The sequence below is a fragment of the Micromonospora sp. WMMC264 genome (assembly GCF_027497275.1).
Lineage (GTDB): Bacteria > Actinomycetota > Actinomycetes > Mycobacteriales > Micromonosporaceae > Micromonospora > Micromonospora chalcea.
The window spans coordinates 281,382-301,373 of sequence record NZ_CP114907.1 but is presented as its reverse complement, the minus strand read 5'-3'; the positions used below and the strand labels follow the sequence as shown (position 1 = coordinate 301,373).

25 protein-coding genes are annotated in these 19,992 nt (G+C 72.9%); 9 read left to right on the top strand and 16 right to left on the bottom strand.

The annotated features are described in order from the left end of the window. Positions 1–102 precede the first annotated feature (102 nt). Positions 103–855, bottom strand: coding sequence for a lysophospholipid acyltransferase family protein (locus O7542_RS01400; protein WP_030502236.1), 753 nt, complete (start codon positions 853–855; stop codon positions 103–105). Between the two features lie 100 nt (positions 856–955). On the opposite strand from O7542_RS01400, the gene O7542_RS01395 reads away from it, so the two are divergent. Next, entirely contained in the window at positions 956–1,615 is a 660-nt protein-coding gene (locus O7542_RS01395) for an alpha/beta hydrolase (protein ID WP_043328840.1), read from the top strand. 9 nt (positions 1,616–1,624) lie between these two features. Continuing rightward, positions 1,625–2,014 (top strand): VOC family protein, encoded by a 390-nt coding sequence (locus O7542_RS01390; RefSeq protein ID WP_281605581.1) that lies wholly within the window; start codon positions 1,625–1,627, stop codon positions 2,012–2,014. A 1-nt stretch (position 2,015) separates the two neighbouring features. Here O7542_RS01390 and O7542_RS01385 read toward each other — a convergent pair whose 3' ends face one another. The 7 genes from O7542_RS01385 to O7542_RS01355 all read right to left on the bottom strand — a co-directional run bounded on the left by O7542_RS01385 (position 2,016) and on the right by O7542_RS01355 (position 9,614). Next, entirely contained in the window at positions 2,016–4,076 is a 2,061-nt protein-coding gene (locus O7542_RS01385; protein ID WP_043328837.1) for a glycogen debranching N-terminal domain-containing protein, read from the bottom strand. Then, positions 4,076–4,447 (bottom strand): SCP2 sterol-binding domain-containing protein, encoded by a 372-nt coding sequence (locus tag O7542_RS01380; protein WP_043328836.1) that lies wholly within the window; start codon positions 4,445–4,447, stop codon positions 4,076–4,078. The genes O7542_RS01385 and O7542_RS01380 overlap by 1 nt, the downstream gene beginning before the upstream one ends. A 160-nt stretch (positions 4,448–4,607) precedes the next feature. Further along, the gene (locus tag O7542_RS01375; RefSeq protein ID WP_043328834.1) at positions 4,608–5,024 is read right to left on the bottom strand and encodes a CBS domain-containing protein; all 417 of its coding nucleotides are present in this window, start codon (positions 5,022–5,024) and stop codon (positions 4,608–4,610) included. 65 nt (positions 5,025–5,089) lie between these two features. Continuing rightward, complete coding sequence (locus tag O7542_RS01370; RefSeq protein ID WP_084789688.1) at positions 5,090–5,758, bottom strand: TMEM175 family protein; 669 nt, start codon at positions 5,756–5,758, stop codon at positions 5,090–5,092. Positions 5,759–5,861: 103 nt separating this feature from the next. After that, positions 5,862–6,884: an aspartate-semialdehyde dehydrogenase gene (locus O7542_RS01365; protein ID WP_064447774.1), complete on the bottom strand. Its 1,023-nt coding sequence runs from the start codon at positions 6,882–6,884 to the stop codon at positions 5,862–5,864. A gap of 97 nt (positions 6,885–6,981) precedes the next feature. After that, on the bottom strand, positions 6,982–8,325 hold the full coding sequence (locus O7542_RS01360) for a pitrilysin family protein (protein ID WP_281605580.1): 1,344 nt from the start codon (positions 8,323–8,325) through the stop codon (positions 6,982–6,984). After that, a complete protein-coding gene (locus O7542_RS01355; RefSeq protein ID WP_043328830.1) occupies positions 8,325–9,614 on the bottom strand; it encodes a pitrilysin family protein in 1,290 nt (429 codons plus the stop codon). The genes O7542_RS01360 and O7542_RS01355 overlap by 1 nt, the downstream gene beginning before the upstream one ends. Positions 9,615–9,699: 85 nt before the next feature. Here O7542_RS01355 and O7542_RS01350 point away from each other — a divergent pair, with 85 nt between their 5' ends. Next, complete coding sequence (locus O7542_RS01350; protein ID WP_113974654.1) at positions 9,700–10,413, top strand: phosphodiesterase; 714 nt, start codon at positions 9,700–9,702, stop codon at positions 10,411–10,413. Here O7542_RS01350 and O7542_RS01345 read toward each other — a convergent pair. Beyond that, the gene (locus tag O7542_RS01345; protein ID WP_013288141.1) at positions 10,388–10,609 is read right to left on the bottom strand and encodes a hypothetical protein; all 222 of its coding nucleotides are present in this window, start codon (positions 10,607–10,609) and stop codon (positions 10,388–10,390) included. The two genes, O7542_RS01350 and O7542_RS01345, sit on opposite strands and share 26 nt — an antisense overlap. Before the next feature lie 255 nt (positions 10,610–10,864). Between O7542_RS01345 and O7542_RS01340 the strand changes: the two genes are divergently transcribed. From O7542_RS01340 to O7542_RS01330, 3 genes are read left to right on the top strand one after another with little or no spacing between them, the layout of a single operon-like run. Further along, positions 10,865–11,962 (top strand): 3-deoxy-7-phosphoheptulonate synthase, encoded by a 1,098-nt coding sequence (locus O7542_RS01340; protein ID WP_043328826.1) that lies wholly within the window; start codon positions 10,865–10,867, stop codon positions 11,960–11,962. Positions 11,963–12,011: 49 nt separating this feature from the next. Continuing rightward, positions 12,012–12,236 carry a hypothetical protein gene (locus tag O7542_RS01335; protein WP_013288143.1) on the top strand — a complete coding sequence of 75 codons (225 nt, stop codon included), beginning with the start codon at positions 12,012–12,014 and terminating at the stop codon, positions 12,234–12,236. A gap of 26 nt (positions 12,237–12,262) precedes the next feature. Then, complete coding sequence (locus tag O7542_RS01330; protein WP_043328824.1) at positions 12,263–12,472, top strand: hypothetical protein; 210 nt, start codon at positions 12,263–12,265, stop codon at positions 12,470–12,472. Between the two features lie 61 nt (positions 12,473–12,533). Here O7542_RS01330 and O7542_RS01325 read toward each other — a convergent pair whose 3' ends face one another. From O7542_RS01325 to O7542_RS01315, 3 genes are read right to left on the bottom strand one after another with little or no spacing between them, the layout of a single operon-like run. Beyond that, positions 12,534–13,073 carry a DUF1360 domain-containing protein gene (locus O7542_RS01325; protein ID WP_030502249.1) on the bottom strand — a complete coding sequence of 180 codons (540 nt, stop codon included), beginning with the start codon at positions 13,071–13,073 and terminating at the stop codon, positions 12,534–12,536. A gap of 33 nt (positions 13,074–13,106) precedes the next feature. Continuing rightward, entirely contained in the window at positions 13,107–13,424 is a 318-nt protein-coding gene (locus O7542_RS01320; protein ID WP_064447778.1) for a hypothetical protein, read from the bottom strand. Further along, positions 13,424–13,717: a DUF6158 family protein gene (locus O7542_RS01315; RefSeq protein WP_030502251.1), complete on the bottom strand. Its 294-nt coding sequence runs from the start codon at positions 13,715–13,717 to the stop codon at positions 13,424–13,426. The genes O7542_RS01320 and O7542_RS01315 overlap by 1 nt, the downstream gene beginning before the upstream one ends. A 125-nt stretch (positions 13,718–13,842) precedes the next feature. On the opposite strand from O7542_RS01315, the gene O7542_RS01310 reads away from it, so the two are divergent. Then, a complete protein-coding gene (locus O7542_RS01310; protein WP_064447779.1) occupies positions 13,843–14,274 on the top strand; it encodes a hypothetical protein in 432 nt (143 codons plus the stop codon). 25 nt (positions 14,275–14,299) lie between these two features. After that, positions 14,300–14,629 carry a DUF3817 domain-containing protein gene (locus tag O7542_RS01305; RefSeq protein WP_043328820.1) on the top strand — a complete coding sequence of 110 codons (330 nt, stop codon included), beginning with the start codon at positions 14,300–14,302 and terminating at the stop codon, positions 14,627–14,629. A 7-nt stretch (positions 14,630–14,636) separates the two neighbouring features. Here the strand turns inward: O7542_RS01305 and O7542_RS01300 are convergent, their stop codons facing one another. Beyond that, positions 14,637–15,146, bottom strand: coding sequence for a DUF6232 family protein (locus tag O7542_RS01300; protein WP_043328818.1), 510 nt, complete (start codon positions 15,144–15,146; stop codon positions 14,637–14,639). A gap of 406 nt (positions 15,147–15,552) precedes the next feature. On the opposite strand from O7542_RS01300, the gene O7542_RS01295 reads away from it, so the two are divergent. Then, entirely contained in the window at positions 15,553–16,518 is a 966-nt protein-coding gene (locus O7542_RS01295; protein ID WP_043328816.1) for a C40 family peptidase, read from the top strand. Between the two features lie 72 nt (positions 16,519–16,590). On the opposite strand, the gene O7542_RS01290 is transcribed toward O7542_RS01295, so the two are convergent. From O7542_RS01290 to O7542_RS01280, 3 genes are all read right to left on the bottom strand, one after another. Then, positions 16,591–17,580, bottom strand: coding sequence for a sigma-70 family RNA polymerase sigma factor (locus O7542_RS01290; protein ID WP_043330973.1), 990 nt, complete (start codon positions 17,578–17,580; stop codon positions 16,591–16,593). A gap of 472 nt (positions 17,581–18,052) precedes the next feature. Further along, positions 18,053–19,000, bottom strand: a complete 948-nt coding sequence (locus O7542_RS01285; RefSeq protein WP_051611378.1) for an N-acetylmuramic acid 6-phosphate etherase — start codon at positions 18,998–19,000, stop codon at positions 18,053–18,055. Next, positions 18,997–19,911 carry a MurR/RpiR family transcriptional regulator gene (locus O7542_RS01280; protein WP_051611377.1) on the bottom strand — a complete coding sequence of 305 codons (915 nt, stop codon included), beginning with the start codon at positions 19,909–19,911 and terminating at the stop codon, positions 18,997–18,999. Before O7542_RS01280 ends, O7542_RS01285 begins: the two co-directional genes overlap by 4 nt. Positions 19,912–19,992 lie beyond the last annotated feature (81 nt).

Genomic DNA, 19,992 nt, shown 5'->3' with positions numbered 1-19,992 from the left:
TGGAGGGCACACCACCAGATGAGACGAACGTACTACGTCATGAGATTCGTACCAAGATCTACCGAGCCGAGCCGAGCCGAGCCGAGCTGCGGACCGCGGGGGTCAGGAGGCGCTGCGGGTGCGGCGCTCGGAGCGGTCCAGCTCGACGGCCTCCTCCGGCGTGGGCGCGCTGCCGCCCAGGTGGGCCGGCTGCCACCAGGTGTCGTCCGGGCCGGACGGCTGGTCCGGGTACTCCCGCTGGGCCCGGTCGACGAGCGCCGACAGCCGGGTACGCAGGTCGGCGGTCATGACTGTGGCGTCCGGGTAGGCGGCCGGGTCCATCGGATCGCCGACGATGATGGTGATCGGCGTGTGCCGGCGGGTGAGCGTGCGCGGGCGGCCCTTGGTCCACAGGCGCTGGGTGCCCCAGAGCGCGACCGGCAGCAGCGGCACGCCGGCTTCCTGCGACATCCGGGCCGCGCCGTTCTTGAGGTCCTTGACGACGAAGGAGCGGCTGATCGTCGCCTCCGGGAAGACGCCGACCACCTCGCCGCGGCGCAGCGCGCTCACCGCGGCGGCGTACGAGCCGGCGCCGGCGGCCCGGTTGACCGGGATGTGCTTCATGCCGCGCATGAGCGGCCCGGAGACGCGGTGCCGGAAGACGCTGTCCTTGGCCATGAAGCGGACCAGCCGCTTGGCCGGGTGCGCGCCGTAGCCGCAGAAGATGAAGTCGAGGTAGCTCACGTGGTTGGATGCGAGCACGGCGCCGCCGGTGGGCGGCACGTGCTCGCTGCCGGACACGTCGAGGCGCAGGTCGAGGAGCCGGAACATCGTCTTCGCGGCGGTGATCACGGGCGGGTACACGAGTTCCGACATCCCGCTACTTTACCCCGAGTAGGTTACGCGACCGTAGGGGCGATCTGCCCTCGGCAGACCGGGCTCGCGCACCGGGGGCGGGTGCGGCGACGATGGTGCCGTGACCGAACGCGCGGTGCTGCTCTGGATCCACGGCGGAGGCTGGCGTGCCCGCGCCGAGGAGGACGGCAGAGCGCTCGCGTCCCTCGGGCTGCGCGTGGTCGAGGCCACCTACCGGTTCTCCCACCAGGCCCGCTGGCCGGCCCAGCTCGATGACGTACGCGAAGCCGCGCGCGCCGCGTGGAGCGGGGCGGACGGCCTGCCGCTGCTGGTGGGCGGCGACTCAGCGGGCGGGATGCTGGCCCTCCAGCTCGCCCTGCGCGGGGTGGACCGGCCCGGCGATGTGGCGGGCGTGCTCGCGTACTGGGCGCCGGTCGACCCGCTCGACCCGGAGCAGCGGCGACGGCGTGCCCCCGGCGACGACCCGTGGACCGACCTGCTGGGCCACCCGCCGGCCGCGGGCGACCCGGCCACCGCCGACGCGACAGTGGCCACCCACCTGGGCTCCGGCGTGCCGGTGCTGCTGGTCCAGGGCCGCGACGACGAGGCGGTGCCGGCCGCCCAGCCGGTCGAGCTGACCGCTCGGCTGCTCGCCGCCGGTCACCCGGTGCATCTGTGGCTCACAGGCGGGGGTCACGCGCTCGACCTGGCCCGGCCCGACCTGCTCGCGACCGCCGCCGCGTTCCTGGACAACGTCCTGCCCGCCGTCGCGGGCGACTAGGTTCGAGGCATGCCCGACCTCGCCGCGATCGTCATCCACTGCCGCGACCCGTACCTGCTCGCGCCGTTCTGGAGCGCGGTCACCGGGCTGCCGGTGGTCGAGGAGGACCAGGTCAAGCTCGCCGAGGGCACGCTCGCCCCGGCCGAGGCGGTGCTGCTGCGCGACCCGCACGGCCGGCGGCCGGACCTGTGGATCAGCCCCGCCGCCGAGCTGCCCGCGCCCGGCCGGATCCACCTCGACCTGGTCGGTGACGCCGAGGAGCGGGCCGCCGTGCTGGAGGCGGGCGCGACAGTGGTACGCGAGCTGCCGCGCTGGACCGTGCTGGCCGACCCGGAGGGCAACGAGTTCTGCCTGCTGCCGCCGGACGAGGCGCACACCGCGCGTCCGCCCGGGCACTGACTCATTCGGCCAGCTCGTCGAGGTCGAGCCGGCCCCGGGCGAACGCGTCCACCCGGCCCCAGCGGCCCGGGATGTCCAGCACCTCGATGCGTCCCATGCCCATCGGCAGGCGCGGGTCCACCGCCAGGTGCCCCTCGTGCGGCTCCAGGCCCAGCATGGTGCGGATCAGCAGCAGCGGCGCGCCGGTGGACCACGCCTGCGGACTGCACGCGGTCGGGTACTCCACCGGGAACTTCGTCAGCTCCCGCTGGTAGCCGCCGAACGCCTCGGGCAGTCGGCCGTCGAAGTAGGCGGCCGCGTCGAGGATGCCGTTGGCCACGGTGGCCGCCTCCTCGTTGAAGCCGTACCGGCGCAGGCCCCAGGCGACGAACGAGTTGTCGAACGGCCAGATCGTGCCGTTGTGGTAGCCGATCGGGTTGTAGCGGACCTCGCCCTCGGCCAGCGTCCGCACCCCCCAGCCGGACCAGAGCCGGGGCCCCACCAGGTGCTCGGCGACACTCGACGCCCGTTCCTCGTCCACGATCCCGCTCCACAGCAGGTGGCCGATGTTGGAGCTGAGCACGTCGCACTGGCGCCCGTCCGGGTCCAGCGCGAGCGCGTAGAAGCCGCGGTCGGCGACCCACCAGTCCTGGTTGAAGCGCCGCTTCAGCTCCGCGGCCTCGCGTTCGAGCTGGTCGGCGTACGTGTGGTCGCCCCAGAACACCCGGGCCAGCCGGGCCGCGCGCATCTTCGCGTCGTACGCGTAGCCCTGCACCTCACAGGTGGCCCGGGGAAACGGCGGCAGCGTGCCGTCGGCGTACGAGATGGAGTCCCACGAGTCCTTCCAGCACTGGTTCTCCAGGCCGGTGTCGGTGTTGCGCCGCTCGTACCAGATGTAGCCGTTGCCGATCAGGTCGGCGTACTTGTCGATCCACCTCAGCGCGGCCCGGCACTCCAGTTCCAGCTCCTTGACCAGCGCTCCGTCGCCGGTCCACCGCTCGTACTCGTCGAGCAGCACCACGAACAGCGGGGTGGCGTCCACCGAGCCGTAGTACGGCGAGTGCGGCTGCTCCTCGAACGCGGCGGTCTCGCCGTAGCGCATCTCGTGCAGGATCCGGCCCGGGTCCTCGTCCCGGAAGTCGTCGAACCGGGTGCCCTGCAGCGCGGCGAGGATCCGCAGCGTGGTCTTCGACATCTCCGGCGCGAACGGCAGCACCTGCAGGCAGGTGAGGATGCTGTCCCGGCCGAACATGGTCATGAACCAGGGCAGGCCGGCCGCGGGCAGCGTCTGCCCGCCGAGCGACAGCGGCGAGAAGCGCAGCGCAGCGAGGTCGACCAGGCTCCGCCGGTAGGTCGCGGCGAGATCTTCGTGCTCGCTGTTCAGTTTCGGGGCCCGGCTGATCCACTCCTCCAGGTCGTGCTGGAGCGCGAGCCGCTCGACGCCGTGGGCGCGCAGCCCGATCCGCAGGTCCCGGCCGCCGGGACCGATGGCGAACGTCTGCACGTCGATGACGGCGTCCCACTGCTCGTTGGGTTCCAGCCGCAGGCTCCAGGCGAAGCCGCGCTGGTCGTAGCGGGCCGGCTGGTTGGCGGAGACGACGGTCTCGCGCCGGAAGTTGCCCCGCCGGTAGCCCAGGCGCAGCCGGTCCGACTCGGCCTCGGCGTACAGCTCGCCCTTCTTGTTCAGGATCTCGTCCTTGATCTGGAAGAGGTCGGCGAAGTCGGACCCGGCGTCCATCCGGACCTCCAGGTCGACCGCCTTCTCGTCGTGGTTGAGGATGGTCAGCGTCTCCCGGAAGCTGCCGCCCACCGCCCGTTCCCGGATCACCGACAGCTTCGCGTCGATGTAGTGCGTGGCCATGCCGGGCACCAGGAAGAACCGGGCCTCGTAGTACTGCAGGTCGTCGTAGGACAGGACGTTGAGCCGCTCGCCGTTGACGGTGAGCACCCACTTCGACAGGTAGCGCGTGTCGAGCGAGAAGAGACCCGTCGGCTCGTTCGGGGTGGCCTCGATGTCGCCGCTGTCCTCGCTGACCACGAACGTGTTGCCGTCCAGGATGCGGACGGTGTTCTGCCCGGGCATCAGGCGCCCCTCCCACCGAACGTGTGACGTGGTCCCCGGGAGTCCGGCGGACCGGGGAAGACCCGCTCGACCTGCAACACCAGCCGGAGGTCGCCGACGACAGTCATGTCGCCGCGCAGCAGCGCCGCGATGGCGTTCTCCTCACCGCCGACCAGCTCGGCGAAGAGGCGCGGCTCGGTGCCGACCACGGTGTCCGCCTCGCCGTCCTCCTGCCGGACCCGCAGGTTGCCCCGTTCTATCTCCAGCAGCCAGTGCGTGGTGTGCGGGCCCTCGTGCAGGTCGAAGCGCAGCGTTCCGGATGTCTTGACCAACAGGGGCTCGAACCCCCGCCGGTCCAGGTCCTCGAAGAATCTTGTGGCCATGTCCACCATCCGGGCGACTCCTCCCGCGTTCCGCGGTCTTCCGTCCGGGATGCGGTGTCCCCACCCGTTCCGCGGTCAACCTCGCCCGATCCGGGTGACCGCCGCGTCGCCTGCGTGACGCGGAACGCCGGCCCCCGAACCGGGAGCCGGCGTCACCGCGTCGGTCAGGTCAGTTGTTGGGGTCGTCGGCGCTGATGTCCGCGAGCACCGACTGGGGTTCCCGCTCGACCGCCAGGTCACCCATGGAGATGAGGCCGATCAGCCGGCCGTCCTCGACCACCGGGAGCCGGCGGACCGCGTACGTGCGCATCAGGTCGGCGGCGGCCACCGCGTCGTCGTACTGGCTCACCGTCACCACGTCCTTGCTGGTGATCTGGTTGAGCCGGGTGGAGGTGGGATCCATGTCCTCGGCCACGCCCCGCACCGTGATGTCCCGGTCCGTGACGATACCGACCACGTTGTCGCCGTCGGTCACCACCACGTCGCCGATGGCGCTGTCGCGCATCTCCTGCGCCGCGGCGGTGAGCGTGTCGTTGCCGTCCATCGTCACCAACCGGGTCGTCATGAACTCTCCGACCGTTGTCATGGTGCTCCCCTCTCGGTGTCGGCACGGCGGTCTACCCGCCGCCCGAGGCGGGGTAACGCGGGGCGTCACCGCCGGTGGCGCAGGCGCCGGCGCAGGTCGTAGAAGCCGTTGCTGGACAGCCCGTAGAAGATCGGCAGCAGCAGGAGCACCACGAGCGCCACCGGCACGCTCAGGAACACGGCCACCAGACCGGCGATCGCGTACGCGAGGACGCCGAGCAGCGCCCGGACGCGTTCGGCCTCGAAGAAACGGGCGGGGACGTGCGGCTCCAGCAGTTCCGGGTGCCGGCTCAGGTAGTGGTAGAGCCACAGCCACGTGATCGACAGGATCACGCCGACCAGCCCGTACGCGGACACCGCGACCCGCTCGTCGAAGACGTCGCCCTCCTCCACGGCGCGGGAGACGAGCGCGGTGACGAACGGCAGCAGCGCCACGCTGAACAGCACGCCGAGGTTGGCCCAGTGCAGTCCCCGGTCGGCGCAGCGGACCCGGTGGAACGTCCCCTTGTGGTTCAGCCAGTTGACCGCCACGTACAGGTAGGACGTGACGTAGGCGAGGTAGACCGGCCACTGGTCGAGCAGCGCGCGCAGCATTCCGCCCGGCGCCGTCTCGGGCACCCGCAGGTCGAGGACCAGCAGCGTGATGACGATGGCGAAGACCGCGTCGCTGAACCCGATCGCCCGGCCCGTGTCCGAACGCATCCCGGCGGCCTCGGTGTCCCCTTCGGCCGTCATCGGCACCTCCGCCCTGCCGGCGCGCGGGGCGGCCGGCGACCCGGCGGGCATACCCGCTGAGCGGATGTCCGTGCCGGGTGGCCCGGCACGGACGCCCGCAGGGTCAGCGCTCGGCGGCGACCAGTTCGGCGAGCTGCACGGCGTTCAGCGCCGCGCCCTTGCGCAGGTTGTCGTTGGCGCAGAACAGCGCGAGCCCGTGCTCGACGGTCTCGTCGGCCCGGATCCGGCCGACGTACGTCGGGTCCTGGCCGGCCGCCTCCAGCGGCGTGGGCACGTCGCGCAGCGCCACGCCGGGCGCGCCGTCGAGCAGCTCGCGGGCCCGGGCCGGGTCGATCGGGCGGGCGAACCGGGCGTTGATCTGCAGCGAGTGGCCGGTGAAGACCGGGACGCGCACACACGTGCCGGAGACCTTCAGCCCGGGGATCTCCAGGATCTTGCGGCTCTCGTTGCGCAGCTTCTGCTCCTCGTCGGTCTCGAACGAGCCGTCGTCGACGATCGAGCCGGCGAGCGGGAGCACGTTGAAGGCGATCGGGCGGGCGAACGAGCGCGGCGCCGGGAACTCCACCGCACCGCCGTCGAAGGCCAGCCCGGCGGCGTCCCCGGCCACCTTGCGGACCTGCTCGTCCAGTTCCGCCACGCCGGCCAGGCCGGCCCCGGAGACCGCCTGGTAGGTGGCGACGACGAGGCTGACCAGCCCGGCCTCGTCGTGCAGCGGACGCAGCACCGGCATGGCGGCCATCGTGGTGCAGTTGGGGTTCGCCACGATGCCCTTCGGGCGGTCGGCGATCGCGTGCGGGTTGACCTCGGCGACCACCAGCGGCACCTGCGGGTCCATCCGGAACGCCGAGGAGTTGTCGATCACCACGGCGCCGGCCTCGGCGACCCGGGGAGCCAGCTCCTTGGCGGTGGCCTTGCCCGCCGAGAAGAGCACGATGTCCAGGCCGCGGTAGTCCGCGGTGGCCGCGTCCTCGACGGTGACCTCGCCGTCGCGCCAGGGCAGCGTGCGCCCGGCCGACCGGGCCGAGGCGAACAGGCGCACCTGCTCCGCCGGGAACTCGCGCTCCGCCAGCACCTGCCGCATGACGCCACCGACCTGACCGGTGGCTCCCACAATGCCGATCCTCATGCCCGCGAGGCTACCCAGCCGGGCGGTGCGGGTGGGAAACGTTTCCCACCGCGCGGATGCGGGGCGACGGGAATCACAGGCCCGCCGCCCCGTCCGGTCACGTGTGGTCGAGCACCTCGCCGAGACCGCTGGCGACCAGCTCGTCCCGGATGACCGCCGCGTCCCCCTCGATCACCATGGTCAGCGACTCGGGGTGCAGGTAGGTCGCCGCGGCGGCGGAAACGTCCTCGACGGTCGCCGCGAGCAGTTGCTCCCGCAGCCGCGCGTGGTAGTCGTCCGGCAGGTCGTGCACGACCAGCGTGGTCAGGGCCGCGGCGATCGCGCGCGGGCTCTGCAGCTCGACCGAGAGCTGGCCGGCCCGCCAGGAACGCGCCACCTCCAGCTCGTCCTCGGTGACCCCGGTCAGCTGGGTACGCGAGATCTCGCCCACCGACTCGACGAGCGCCGGGGCGGTCACCGCGGTCTGCACGCCGGAGCTGACCGCGAACCGCCCGAACCGCCGGGACGAGGCGAAGTCGCCCCGGATCCCGTACGTGTAGCCGCGCACCTCGCGGATCAGGTGGTTGAGCCGGGACGTGAACGCGCCGCCGAGCACGGTGCCGGCGAGCGTCATCGGCACGTGGTCCGGGTGGGCGCGGTGCGGGGACGGGTGGCCCAGCCGCAGCGTGGACTGCACCGAGCCGGGCCGGTCCACCAGAATGATCCGGCGCTGCCCGGTCAGCGGCACGTCGATCGGGCCGCCGCGTTCCACCGGGCCGCCGCCGGCGCCGGCGAACGCCGTCGCGGCGAGCGCGTCCAGGTCGATCCGCTCCAGGTCACCGGCGACGATCAGGGTGCCGGGGCGGATGAACCACTCGGAGTGGAGGACGGTGACGTCGTCCACCTCCAGCGCGGCCACGCTGTCCGGGTCGCCGTAGAGCGGGCGGCCCCACCGGTGCTGCGCGCCGAACAGCTCGGCCCGCAGCACCGCGTCGGCGCGCGGGCCCGGGTTGGCCCAGTCCATCCGAAGCGCCGTCGCCTCGTCGTCGCGGACCCGGCGCACGTCGGCCGGGTCGAGCCGGGGCGTACGGACCGCCTCGGCGAGCAGCTCCACGGCGGCGGTCAGCCGGTCCACCGGCACCTGCACGCTCACCTGGAACGAGTCCCAGTCCAGCCCGGTCGACAGCTCGGTGCCGAGCGCCTCGATGGCCAGCGCGTACGCGGTGGCGTCCCGCTGCGCGGTGCCCTCCTCCAGCGCCTTGGCCAGCACCGCGCCGAGCCCTTCCTTGCCGACCGGCTCCCGGCCCGCGCCGCCGTCGAGAAGCAGCAACGCGACTGCGAGGTTCTGCCCGGGCAGGTGCGCGGCGACCACCTGGCCGCCGGCCGCCGGCCGCCGGACCACCTGCGGGAACCGGTAGGCGCGGGCGGCGCCGGGGCCGGGACGGGTGGCGATCAGCGACATCACTTCTCCTCGGGCAGGTAGGTCAGGATCACCCGGTCGGCGGCGCCGAGCAGCTCGGCGGCCTGCTCGGCGATCTGCTCGGCGGTCACCGCGAGCCAGGCCGGCAGCCGGTCGGCCGCGCGGGCCGGGTCGCCGAACTGGGTGGCGTACCGGCCGAGCGTGTCGGCCCGCCCGTCGACAGTGGACATCTGCCGCCACCACATGGTGCTCAGCAGCGCCTTGGCGCGGTCCAGCTCGGCGGCGGTCACCGGCACCGTGGCCAGCTCGTCGACCACCTCGGCCAGCCCGTCGCGCAGCCGCTCGGCGCTCACCCCGGGGCGGGCCGTGGCGGTGGCGATCAGCGGGGCGGGCGCGTGCGCCAGGTCCACCCCGTACGCGCCGACGAGGTCCGGCTGGGCGATCCGCTCGCCGTCGGCCAGGCGCTGGTAGAGGCGGCTGCCCCGGCCGCTGCCGAGCACGGTGGCCAGCACCGTGGTCACGTCGTACCCCGGGGTGCCGAACGGGTGGGTGCGGTGCGCGACGTAGACGCGGGGGGCGGGCACGTCGGCGGTGACCGTCTCCACCGCCGGGCGGCCGGTGGCCGGCACGGTACGGCCGTCCGGCGCGGCCGGGATGTCGGCGCGCGCGGCGAGCCCGCCGAAGTACTTGTCGGCGAGCCCGAACACCTCGGCGGCGGTGGTGTCGCCGACCACGGTGAGGACGGCGTTGTTCGGCGCGTAGTAGGTGCTGTGGAACTCCTGGAAGGTGGCCAGGTCGGCGGCGTTCAGGTCGGCCATCGACCCGATCGTCGCGTGGTGATACGGGTGCCCCGGCGGGTAGAGCAGCGGCAGCAGGCGCAGCCAGGCGTCGCCGTACGGCACGTTCTCGTAGCGCTGCCGCCGTTCGTTCTTCACCACGTCGCGCTGGTTGTCCAGCGTCTCCTGGGTCAGCGCCGGCACCAGCCCGCCCATCCGGTCGGCCTCCAGCCAGAGCGCCAGCTCCAGGTGCTCGGCCGGGACCGTCTCGAAGTAGTTGGTGCGGTCCGGGTTGGTGGTCGCGTTGAGCGAGCCGCCCGCGCCCTGGATCAGCTTCATGTGCTCGGTCTTCGCCACGTTCACCGAACCCTCGAACATGAGGTGCTCGAAGAGGTGCGCGAAGCCGGTCTGTCCGGCCGGCTCGTGGCGGGAGCCCACGTCGTACCAGAGGTTGACCGCCACGGCCGGGGCGGTGCGGTCCTCGCTCACCACCACACGCAGGCCGTTGTCCAGTCGGGTTGTCTCGATCGGCCAGGGGAAACCGCTGTCGGGCATGAGACGACGCTATCCGATCCCGGAGGCGGAAAGGTGACACGCGCGCCGGAGCATCGTCGGTGCGCGCCGGGGTACCCGTGCGGGCATGGCCGCCACCTCACCGTCCGCCGTCGAGCGCGCCGCCGCCGCGCTGGCCCGGCTCCGGCACGCCCGCCTGCTGCACCCGGCGGGGCGCACGTTCGGCGGCGAGGTCCGGATCTGGGGTACGCCGGGACCGCCGACCGGGGTGCCGCTGCTCGACCTGCCGGGCCGGTGGCCGGCCACGATCCGCCTCTCCAAGGGCGTGCCGACGCCGGGCGCCTGGCCGGACGTGCTGGGCGTGGCGGTACGGCTGCGCCGCGACCCGGAGCCGCCGGTGGACCTGCTGTTCAGTTCCAGCGGCGCAGCGCCGGTGCTGCGGAACCTGCCGCTGCCCCGGCGGCGCTTCACCGGGACGTACACGTCGATCATGCCGTTCCGGGCCGGCGGGCGACGGCTGTTCCTGGCCGTGCTGGCCGACCCGGAGTCACCCGACCTGGGTCGCGGCCTGGCCGAGGCGGGCGCGGCGGTGGCCGCCGACGAGCCCCGGCTGGTGCTGGCGGTGGCCTCGGCGGCAGGCCGGTGGCGGCCGTTCGGCGAGGTACGCCTCGACGGCGAGCGCGGCGCCGCCGAGGACGCCGCGCTCGCCTTCGATCCGATCGGCAACGTGCCGCCGGGGTTGCGCCTGGCCGGCCCGCTGGCCCGGTTGCGGGACGACAGTTACCGGGGTTCCCGCCGGGCCCGGGGCGCGACGCTCAGTCGGGCGGCTCGACGGGGGTGACGGTCTGCTCGGAGGTGCGGTGCTCAAGCACCGTGTCGGGGGCGGCGTTCTGGTCCGCCTCGCGGATGTCGGACTCGGTGAGGATCGCGTCGGCCTGCGCCTCCGCGTCGTCGCTGCCCGCCGCCGCCTCCTCCGGCAGCAGATGCGCCCGGGACTCGATCCGTTCCTGGTCACTGGGGTCATGGCTGGTGGTCATGGCGATCACATACCCCGTGTTCCGCACTTCGGAACGACAGCGGGCTTTCCGGCGCGCTTCGGGTACGCTGGCCGACGTGACGCGGTCGTATCGATGGTTTAGGCAGCCGGCTGGAGGAGCCGGTGACTCGACCATGAGCTGACGTCACTTACCTCTTCGAGCCGGCCGGGCAGGGATTCTTTTCCCTGCCCTTTCGTATGCGAGCAGCCGGCTCGATCCCCCGGACCCGGCACGGGGGCACGGTCGGCGGAAGGAATCCCCACCGTGACCACGTCCCAGGACGCCCATCGGGTCATCGACCAGCGCATCGACCGTGTGGTGCCGCTGACCACCCCGGCCCTGCTGCACCACCACCTGCCGCTCGAGACCCCGCTGGCCGAGGCCGTCGTGGCGGGCCGCCGTGCCGTCGGCCGGGTGCTGGACCGCGACGACGACCGGCTGCTCGTCGTCGTCGGCCCCTGCTCCGTGCACGACCCGGCCGCCGCCCTGGAGTACGCGGGCCGACTGCGCGAGGCCGCCGCCCGGGTCGCCGACGACCTGCTCGTGGTGATGCGCGTCTACTTCGAGAAGCCGCGCTCGACGGTGGGCTGGAAGGGCCTGATCAACGACCCGGCGCTGGACGGGTCCGGCGACGTGAACACCGGTCTGCGTACCGCGCGGGCGCTCCTGCTCGACGTGCTGCGGCTGGGCCTGCCGGTGGGCTGCGAGTTCCTCGACCCGATCACCCCGCAGTACATCGCGGACACGGTGGCCTGGGGCGCGATCGGCGCGCGGACGGTGGAGAGCCAGGTGCACCGGCAGCTCGCCTCCGGGCTGTCCATGCCGATCGGCATGAAGAACCGCCCCGACGGCAGCATCGCCACCGCCGTGGACGCGATCCGGGCGGCCGGGGTGCCGCACGTCTTCCCCGGCATCGACGTCTCCGGCACCCCGGCGATCATGCACACCCGGGGCAACGCGGACGGGCACCTGGTGCTGCGCGGCGGGGGCGGCCGGCCGAACTACGACGCGGAGTCGGTGGCCGGGGCGCTGGAGCTGCTGCGCGCCGCGGGCCTGCCGGAGCGGGTCGTGGTCGACGCCAGCCACGCCAACAGCGGCAAGGACCACCGCAACCAGCCGCTGGTCGCCGCCGACGTGGCCGCCCAGCTCGCCGCCGGTCAGCGCGGGATCGTCGGCATCATGCTGGAGAGCTTCCTGGTGCCCGGCCGGCAGGACCTGGACCCGACCCGGGAGCTGGCGTACGGCCAGTCGGTCACCGACGCCTGCATCGGGTGGGACACCACGGCCGAGGTCCTGGAGCACCTGGCCCAGGCCGTCCGGGCCCGCCGGGCCACGCTGCCGGCGCCGGCCTGAGCGGGGTTGGGGCGAGTTTGACCGGTTCGGCGCCGGGTAGGTGGTCGGCGTGACCGATGACGCGCCCGTGACCGAGCAGCCCGACACCCGGCCGCTCGACGACCTGCTCGACGACATCTACCACGGCCAGGAGCGGATCACCCAGGCGGACATCTACCGCCGGGCGGTGGCCGCCGAACTCCCCGCGGAGCTGCTCACCCGGATCGCCGCGCTCCCCCAGGGCGAGTACGCGGCGGACGAGGCGGCCGATCTGCTGGGCGGCACGGTCGCCTGAGCCCCCGGAAGACGAGAGGACGCGACATGACCGACCGCAACCCCGAGCACGAGCACCTGGCGGCGCTCGGCCAGCCCCCGGAGGGCGTCGACACGCTGCCGGAGCCGGACTTCGCCAACGAGCACGAGCGCACCGCTGTGGACCGGGACATCGTCACCGGGGAGGACGAGGAGGAGCGGGAGCCGGAGGCGTCGCGCGGCTGGGCCGGCGAGGACCACGGCACCACCCCCACCTGACCGTGGGAGACGCGCGAAAAGGGGGCCGGCGTGCGCCGGCCCCCTTTCGTGTCCGCATCCCTCACGCCTCGTGGTGACCGCCCTCGGCCGCCTGCTGGGCGACCGCGTACCCCATCTGGAGGAAGTCGGAGGCGGCCACCGCGGTCAGCGCGGTGGCGACCAGCCGGGTCAGCCGGGGCGCCAGCACCAGGCCGCCGGTGAGCCCGGTGGCGACCCAGACCGCCAGGCAGAACGGGCAGCTGACCAGCTCGCCGAGCGCGTGCCGGGTGGGGCTGCCCTCGTCGCGGACCTGCTCCATCACCTCGCCGCTGCCGATCGGGTGGTCGTAGCGGGTGAACGGCGCCCGCAGCGGGCTGGTGATCGCGTCCTTGGACAGCAGCCGGCTGAGCTTGTGCGTGGCGATCGAGAGCAGCACCACGTCCGCCGGCGTGGGCCGCTCGGGCACCGGCCGTCCGGTCGCCCGGACCAGGCCGACGAGCGCGGCGGTCACGCCCGCGTACGTGCCCATCGCCTTCAGGTAGCCCTCCAGCGGCCGGTGCTCGTGCGGCGCGTACGCCTGGCGCAGGCGCGCCACCTTCTGCTTCAGGCCACTCCCGGTCAAGCCGGCCTCCTCGTGCTCGTCGTGCGCCCGGGCTCAGCCGGCGGTCAGGTTGTCGGCCACCTCGCGGTCGAGGTTGGCCAGGATCTCGTCGGCCAGGTCGTGGTCCGGGCCGGCCAGGTCGAGCCGGACCCGGGCGCCGCCCGCGTCGGCCGGTTCCACGTCGATCTCGGCGGACCAGTCCGCGGCGCTCCACCGGGCGCGCATGTCGTCGGCGTCGACGACCTCGACCCGGCAGGTGCCGGAGTTGCGCAGCCGCTCGGGCAGCCAGGCCGAGGAGCGGTCCGGATCAGTGGCGGTGTTGAACACCACCTCCGGGGGCGCGGACATGCCGCGCTCGGCGTGGCTGCCCATCAGGCGTCCCGCAGCCGGCTCGGGTCGACCTCCCGGCCGGGGTGCCGGGCCAGGTACTCCGTCTCCAGTTCGGCGGTGCGCCGCAGGTGGTTGGCGAGCGCCGAGTCGGTGGCGTGGCGCAGCGTGTCCAGCCGGGTGCGGTGCAGGCTCTGCATCTCCCGGACCAGGTCCTCGTCGCCCAGCTCCACCGGGTCCACCCCGAGCTGCTCGCCGTCGACGGTGCGGGCGTGATCGCCGTCCCACTCCGCGACCCGCTGTTCCGGGCTCGCGTCCCGGCGTACCGATTCGGTCATCGTCGCCCCCTCGTCTCGTTCGGGTTGGCACCTGTTCGGATGCCCAGCGGGCGTGCCACCAAACCACCGCCCGGACTACGACGCCGTGTCGGAGACGCCCGGGGAGTCCCGGTACTCTCGTGGGCATGGAACGGCTCTGGACACCGGCGTGGATCGTCCGCCACGTGGCCATGGTCGTGCTGGTGGCGGGTTGCCTCGGGATGGGCTGGTGGCAGGTCACCCGCGCCGCCGGGGGCAACGCGATCAGCTTCGGTTACGCGATCGAGTGGCCGGTGTTCGCCGGTTTCGTGATCTTCGTCTGGTGGCGGGAGGTCCGCCAGACGCTGCGGGCGACGCCGCCGGGCGACGCGCAGCCGACGGCCGATCCGGCGCCGTCGGCGGCCGCCGGCGCCGAGCCGGCCGTCACCACCCCGGCGGTACGCCGCCCGGTGCGCGTCGTGCGGACGCCGTCCGCCCCGGCCGACGGGGCGGACGACGCCGAGCTGGCCGCGTACAACCGCTATCTATCCTGGTTGAACGCCAATCCGGGCGCCCGGCCCGGCGACTATCCCGGCTGAGGCCGGTGCGGAAGGACGGACGACGGTGGGCGGAGCCCTTACCCGGTACCGCGTGATCGCCTGGATCGTGGGCGTGGCGCTCGTGGTGCTGGTCCTGATCGGCATGCCGCTGAAGTACGGCTTCGACAACCCGAGCGTGGTGGGCGTGGTCGGCGTGGCGCACGGCTGGCTGTACATGCTCTATCTGGCGCTCACGTTCGACCTGTCCCGCCGGGCGAACTGGCCGCTGAAGCGGATGCTGCTGGTGATGCTCGCCGGGACCGTGCCGTTCGTCTCGTTCTACGCCGAGCGGCGGGTGAGCCAGTGGGTGGCTGCCGAGCAGCAGCCGCGTACCCCGGAGCCGGTCGCGGGCTGAGCGCCGCTCACCGCGCCGGTCGCCACGGCTCGGCCGCCGGTGGGTCGGCCCAGCCGCCCATGCGCGCCGCCTCGCGGGCGCGGCGCAGCGCCCGGCTGACCTGACCGAACTGTCGTTCGTCGTCGCTGCTGAACAGCAGCACCTCGGTGCCCCGCACCCGGCCCCACAGCTCGTGCGCCGGGGGCCGCCAGCGGTCGCCGATCAGCACGAGCAGCAGCGGCACCAGCCCGACCGCGCCGAGCAGGAGGTACGCCTCGGCGGTGAGCCGGTGCAGGCCGCCGGTGAAGCCGAGCAGCAGCCCGACCGCGGCGATCATCGCGGCGGACACGGCGACGGCGCGGATCGCGAGCCGGTCGTGCGGGCCGCGATCGGTCCGCACCTGGGTGATCTCGGCCACCGGCCAGCTGTTGCGGCCGACGGTGAAGCGCTCGGCGGTGACGACGATGCCGGGCCGGGCGTAGAGCAGTTTGGGCGAGGTGGGTCGGGGCGGCTGGGTGGCGGAGCGTTCGGTCTGCACGGCGGCCTCCCGGGGACGCGGATCCCGTGCGGGAATCCCGGTTCCGGGCTTCATTGTGTTGCGGGCCCGCCACCTGACCTCGGGTTTTCGGCGATCGGCCGCCGGTTCTGCCCCGGGTGGCCCGCCGGAAAGAGGAAGCGATTTCAGTCTTTGTCATGACTTTGCGTGGCGGTGGCTGACGACATCCGCCCAGAACGACCAATCGGGCGAGCCACACCATGCTGCACCATCGTCACTTTCCGCCACTTTGCCAACTTTCGCCCCTGCTTGAACTCCCGACCACTCCGATCACGGGTTAGGTTGTGCAGGTCGGCCCGGTCGACAGCCATCCACCCGGATGGCCCCGGGCCGGTGTCGCCGGGTCGCGAACGCGCCCGGCGACCGGTGGGAGAGGAGCTTTCCGCTCTTGTCGTCCTTACGGATGCTGCTCCGCTCGCTCGCGGTGGCCGGCCTCTCGGCCGCGCTGCTCGCCCCGGCGCAGGTGGCCCGGGCCGAGCCCACACCCGCAGAGCTGACGAAGCAGATCGAGAAGTCCTCGACTGAGCTGGAGCGAATCGTCGAGTCCTACAACAAGCTCAACGAGGACATCAAGGCCAACAAGGCCACGGCGGCCACGTTGGAGGCCCGGATCGGGCCGCTGCAGGAACAGGCCGAGCGCAGCCGCGCCGAGGTGGGCGTGCTGGCGGCGACGGCGTACAAGACCGGCGGCATGCGTACCGCGGCGGCCCTGCTGGACCCGGGTGGCCAGGCCACGCTGCCGGAGCGGCTGGGCACACTGGACCAGCTCACCCGCCAGCGCCAGCGCACCCTCTCCAGCTTCACCGCCGACCAGCAGCGGCTGATCGACCAGAAGACCCGGCTGGACGCCACGCTCGCCCGGGAGGCGGCGCAGGCCAAGCAGCTCAAGTCCGCGAAGACGCGGATCGAGGGAGACCTGGCCGACCTCTACGAGATGCGGCGCAGGGCGTACGGGCGGGCCACCGAGGCGCCCGGCAACGCCGGCTCGGCGGGCAAGCCCCCGGCCGTCTCCGGCGACGCCGGCAAGGCCGTGCGGTACGCCTACGGCGCGGTCGGCAAGCCCTACGGCTATGCCCAGGACGGCCCGGGCAGCTACGACTGCTCCGGTCTGACGCTCGCCGCGTGGCGGGCCGCCGGAAAGTCGCTGCCGCACAGCGCGGCACGGCAGTGGAACGCCACCACGCGGATCAGCCGCAGCCAGCTGCAACCGGGTGACCTGGTGTTCTACTCCGGGCTCGGGCACGTGGCGCTCTACGTCGGCAACGGCCAGATCATCGACGCGCCCAGCGCCGGACGCAACGTCAGCAAACGCGGTATGAACATCATGTCGATCGCCGGCTACGGCCGGGTCTGATCGACGCGGACGGCGAACGGCCGGCGTCCCCCTGTCGGACGCCGGCCGTTCGTTGTCTCAATTACTACCAGGTCAGGCCGCCTGCAGCCCCTCCGCGCGAGCCAGCTCACGCAGCCGGCCGAGGGCCTGGATCTCCAGCTGGCGGATCCGCTCCCGGGAGAGCGAGAACCGCGACGCGACCTCGGTCAGCGAGTGCTCGCGACCGTCCTCCAGGCCGTACCGGGCCCGCATGATGCCGGCGGACCGGTCGTCGAGGTGGTTGAGCAGACCCTCGATCCGCTGCCGCTCCAGGCCGGTGAGCACGATCTCCTCGGGCGACGGCGCGTCGCTGTCGGCGACCAGGTCACCGAGGTTGGTGTCGCCGTCGTCGCCCACCGGGGTGTCCAGCGAGACGGTGTCCTGCGACCAGCGGACCAGCTCGTTGACCCGCTCGACGGTCACGCCGAGGGCGGTCGCGATCTGCTCCGGCTCCGGGTCGCTGCCCAGCTCACGGGTGAGCTGCCGGGCCACGTTGCGCATCCGGTTGACGTCCTCCACCAGGTGCACGGGCAGCCGTACGGTCCGCTCCTGCTGGGCGATCGCCCGGCTGATGGCCTGGCGGATCCACCAGGTCGCGTAGGTGGAGAACTTGAAACCCCGCTCGTAGTCGAACTTCTCGACCGCCCGGACCAGGCCGGTGTTGCCCTCCTGGATCAGGTCCAGCATGGGCATCCCGGAGCGCACGTAGCGCCGGGCGATGGACACGACCAGTCGCAGGTTCGCGCGGATGAACAGGTCCTTCGCGCGCTCACCCTCGACGACCAGCCGCTCCAGGTCCTCCCGGTCGACGCCCTCGGGGATCCGGTCTTCGTCGAGCAGGTGCTCGGCGTAGAGGCCCGCCTCGATCGCCTTGGAGAGGTCGACCTCCCGGGCGGCGTCGAGCAGCGGCGTCCGGGAGATCTCGTGCAGGTAGACGCCGACCAGGTCCCGCTCCTCGGCGACCTCGTCGGTACGCATGCCGATGTTCTTGTCCACGATTGCCACGGTCCCCTCGCTCGCGCCGGTTGCCCGGTTCCTTGCCATCCCCACGTTCATCAGCCCTCCCCGTAACCTCCGCTGTGCCCGTAGGTGCTGACACCTACACAACAGATGTGACGCTTCGGGGATTCCATGTCGTGAGTCGAAACTGTCACGAATGCCTGAGTACTAGCTGAGAGCCCGGTCCATGTTTCCTGTTACCGGCCCGGTTCGGACGGCTTCCGGACACGGCTTTTGGAGCCCGCCGGAGCTGCTGAATCGCTATTCGCCCATGGAATGGCACCATTGCCTGTTCCATGAACACAGCGAGCCGCGTCACCGGGTCGTTGCGATCCTGGTCACTGCGAGATACGCGCTCGTGGACCGGTCGGTTCAGCCACGCTCAGGATTACCCTCCGCCTCGTTGAACAATCCGTACGGGCGGGAACGTCCCCCTCCCGCACGTGATACGTGTCGCACCCGCCGGACGGATGCGCCGGGCGGGTGGATCGCCGGGAGAAGGGGTGAGCGGGGGCGGTCAGGAGGCGAGCAGGGCGAGCGCGCCGCGTACCTGGTGGGCGGAGCGGGCCAGCGCGGCCCGGGCGGCCGGCACCTCCGCGCCGGAGACCAGCGCGACGAGCGCGGTCTTGAGGTCGCCGTCGGCCTCCCGCAGCGCGACCCGGCAGACCTCCTCGGCGCAACCGGTGGCCTCCACGAGGATCGAGATCATGCGACCGCGCAGTTTGGCGTTGGTGGCCACCATGTCGATCATCAGGTTCGAGTAGACACGGCCCAGACGCACCATGACAGCCGTGGAGAACGTGTTGAGCACCAGCTTCTGCGCGGTGCCGGCCTTCATCCGGGTCGACCCGGTGACCACCTCCGGCCCGGTGTCCACGCCGATGAAGACGTCCACCGACGCGGCGGCCGGGGCCTCCGGATTCGCGCAGAGCAGCACCGTAGCGGCCCCCCGCTCCCGGGACGCGGCGAGCGCCCCGAGGACGTACGGGGTGCGTCCGCTGGCCGCCAGGCCGACCACCAGGTCGCCCGGGCGCACGCACTCGGCGGCCTCGGCGGCGCCGCCGCGCTCGTCGTCCTCGGCGTCCTCGACCGCACGCCACATGGCGTCCGGGCCACCGGCGAGGTGCGAGCAGAACCAGTGCCGGGGCGAGTTGAACGTGGGGGCCAGCTCGGCCGCGTCCAGCACGCCCAGGCGGCCGGAGGTGCCGGCGCCGAAGTAGTGCACGCGGTGTCCGTCGCGCAGCGCGGCCACCGCGAGGTCGACGGTCTCGGCGATCTCGTCCAGCACCGCGGCGACGGCGGCCGGCACCCGCCGGTCCGCCTCGTTGATCACGGTGAGCACGTCCCGGGTGGACATCAGGTCGAGGTCGAAGCTGTGCGGGTTGCGCCGCTCGGTCGGCGCGCCGACACGCACCACCGGCCGGATCGCCGCCACGCCGTCGCGCTCCGCCCGGCCCGCCGTCATCCCCGCCTCCGCCCGGGACCGACCCGGTGCGACTGGACCGCCTCGGCCGTGGCTTCGAGCGCCTTCTTGGTCCGGGCCCGGCTGCGCGCGGCCACCCCGACGAAGAGGCAGTCGACGACGGTGAGCTGGGCCAGCCGGCTGGCCGTCGCGCCGGAGCGGTAGGTCGTCTCCCGGGCGGCTGTGGTGAGCACGTGGTCGGCGACCTCGGTGATCGGCGAGCGCGGGAAGTTGGTGAGCGCCACGGTGGTGGCTCCCCGGGCCCGCGCCTGCTCCAGCACCTCGATGACGTCGGACGTGGTGCCGGTGTGCGAGATGCCGACCGCGACGTCGCCGCGCCCGAGCAGGGCGGCGGAGGTGAGCGCGGTGTGCACGTCCGGGAAGTAGAACGCGATGCGGCCGATGCGGTGCAGCTTCTGCTGGAAGTCGGAGGCGACGAAGCCGCTGGCGCCCGCGCCGTAGACGTCGATCCGGCCGGCCGCGCCGATCGCCTCGACCACCTGTTCGCAGACGGCCGGGTCGAGCTGCTCGGCGGTCTCCTCGACGGCTCGGGCGTCGTTGAAGGCGATGGTGGCGATGATCTGGGCCAGGTCCGCGCCCGGCGGGATGTCGCCACCGACCACCCGCGCGTCCGGCGGCTCGACCCGGCGGGCGGCCTCGGCGGCGAGGCGGATGCGCAACTGGGGGTAGCCGTCCATGCCGACCGAGCGGCAGAAGCGGATCACTGTCGCCTCGGACGTCTCGGCGGCGGTGGCGAGGTCGGTGATCGTGCGCCGGGCCGCGTCCGCCGGATCGGCGACGACCAGCCGGGCCACCCGCTGTTCGGCCGGGGACAGCGAGGGCAGCAGGCCGCTGATGTGGACGATCAGTCCACCGGGCTCGTGACTCGCAGAAATCTTCGGACTCTTCGCCACGGATGAAACTTACTTTCAGAGCGCGTGAGCGTCAACCATGACACCGCGTATCGGGAAATTTACCGTCTTCCGTGCCCGCCC

Excerpts from the sequence above, each read along its gene's own strand:
- O7542_RS01400 (WP_030502236.1), bottom strand. The coding sequence starts at position 855 with ATGTCGGAACTCGTGTACCCGCCCGTGATCACCGCCGCGAAGACGATG.
- O7542_RS01390 (WP_281605581.1), top strand. The coding sequence starts at position 1,625 with ATGCCCGACCTCGCCGCGATCGTCATCCACTGCCGCGACCCGTACCTG.
- O7542_RS01385 (WP_043328837.1), bottom strand. The coding sequence starts at position 4,076 with ATGCCCGGGCAGAACACCGTCCGCATCCTGGACGGCAACACGTTCGTG.
- O7542_RS01380 (WP_043328836.1), bottom strand. The coding sequence starts at position 4,447 with ATGGTGGACATGGCCACAAGATTCTTCGAGGACCTGGACCGGCGGGGG.
- O7542_RS01375 (WP_043328834.1), bottom strand. The coding sequence starts at position 5,024 with ATGACAACGGTCGGAGAGTTCATGACGACCCGGTTGGTGACGATGGAC.
- O7542_RS01370 (WP_084789688.1), bottom strand. The coding sequence starts at position 5,758 with ATGACGGCCGAAGGGGACACCGAGGCCGCCGGGATGCGTTCGGACACG.
- O7542_RS01365 (WP_064447774.1), bottom strand. The coding sequence starts at position 6,884 with ATGAGGATCGGCATTGTGGGAGCCACCGGTCAGGTCGGTGGCGTCATG.
- O7542_RS01360 (WP_281605580.1), bottom strand. The coding sequence starts at position 8,325 with ATGTCGCTGATCGCCACCCGTCCCGGCCCCGGCGCCGCCCGCGCCTAC.
- O7542_RS01355 (WP_043328830.1), bottom strand. The coding sequence starts at position 9,614 with ATGCCCGACAGCGGTTTCCCCTGGCCGATCGAGACAACCCGACTGGAC.
- O7542_RS01350 (WP_113974654.1), top strand. The coding sequence starts at position 9,700 with ATGGCCGCCACCTCACCGTCCGCCGTCGAGCGCGCCGCCGCCGCGCTG.
- O7542_RS01345 (WP_013288141.1), bottom strand. The coding sequence starts at position 10,609 with ATGACCACCAGCCATGACCCCAGTGACCAGGAACGGATCGAGTCCCGG.
- O7542_RS01330 (WP_043328824.1), top strand. The coding sequence starts at position 12,263 with ATGACCGACCGCAACCCCGAGCACGAGCACCTGGCGGCGCTCGGCCAG.
- O7542_RS01320 (WP_064447778.1), bottom strand. The coding sequence starts at position 13,424 with ATGGGCAGCCACGCCGAGCGCGGCATGTCCGCGCCCCCGGAGGTGGTG.
- O7542_RS01315 (WP_030502251.1), bottom strand. The coding sequence starts at position 13,717 with ATGACCGAATCGGTACGCCGGGACGCGAGCCCGGAACAGCGGGTCGCG.
- O7542_RS01310 (WP_064447779.1), top strand. The coding sequence starts at position 13,843 with ATGGAACGGCTCTGGACACCGGCGTGGATCGTCCGCCACGTGGCCATG.
- O7542_RS01290 (WP_043330973.1), bottom strand. The coding sequence starts at position 17,580 with ATGGCAAGGAACCGGGCAACCGGCGCGAGCGAGGGGACCGTGGCAATC.
- O7542_RS01285 (WP_051611378.1), bottom strand. The coding sequence starts at position 19,000 with ATGACGGCGGGCCGGGCGGAGCGCGACGGCGTGGCGGCGATCCGGCCG.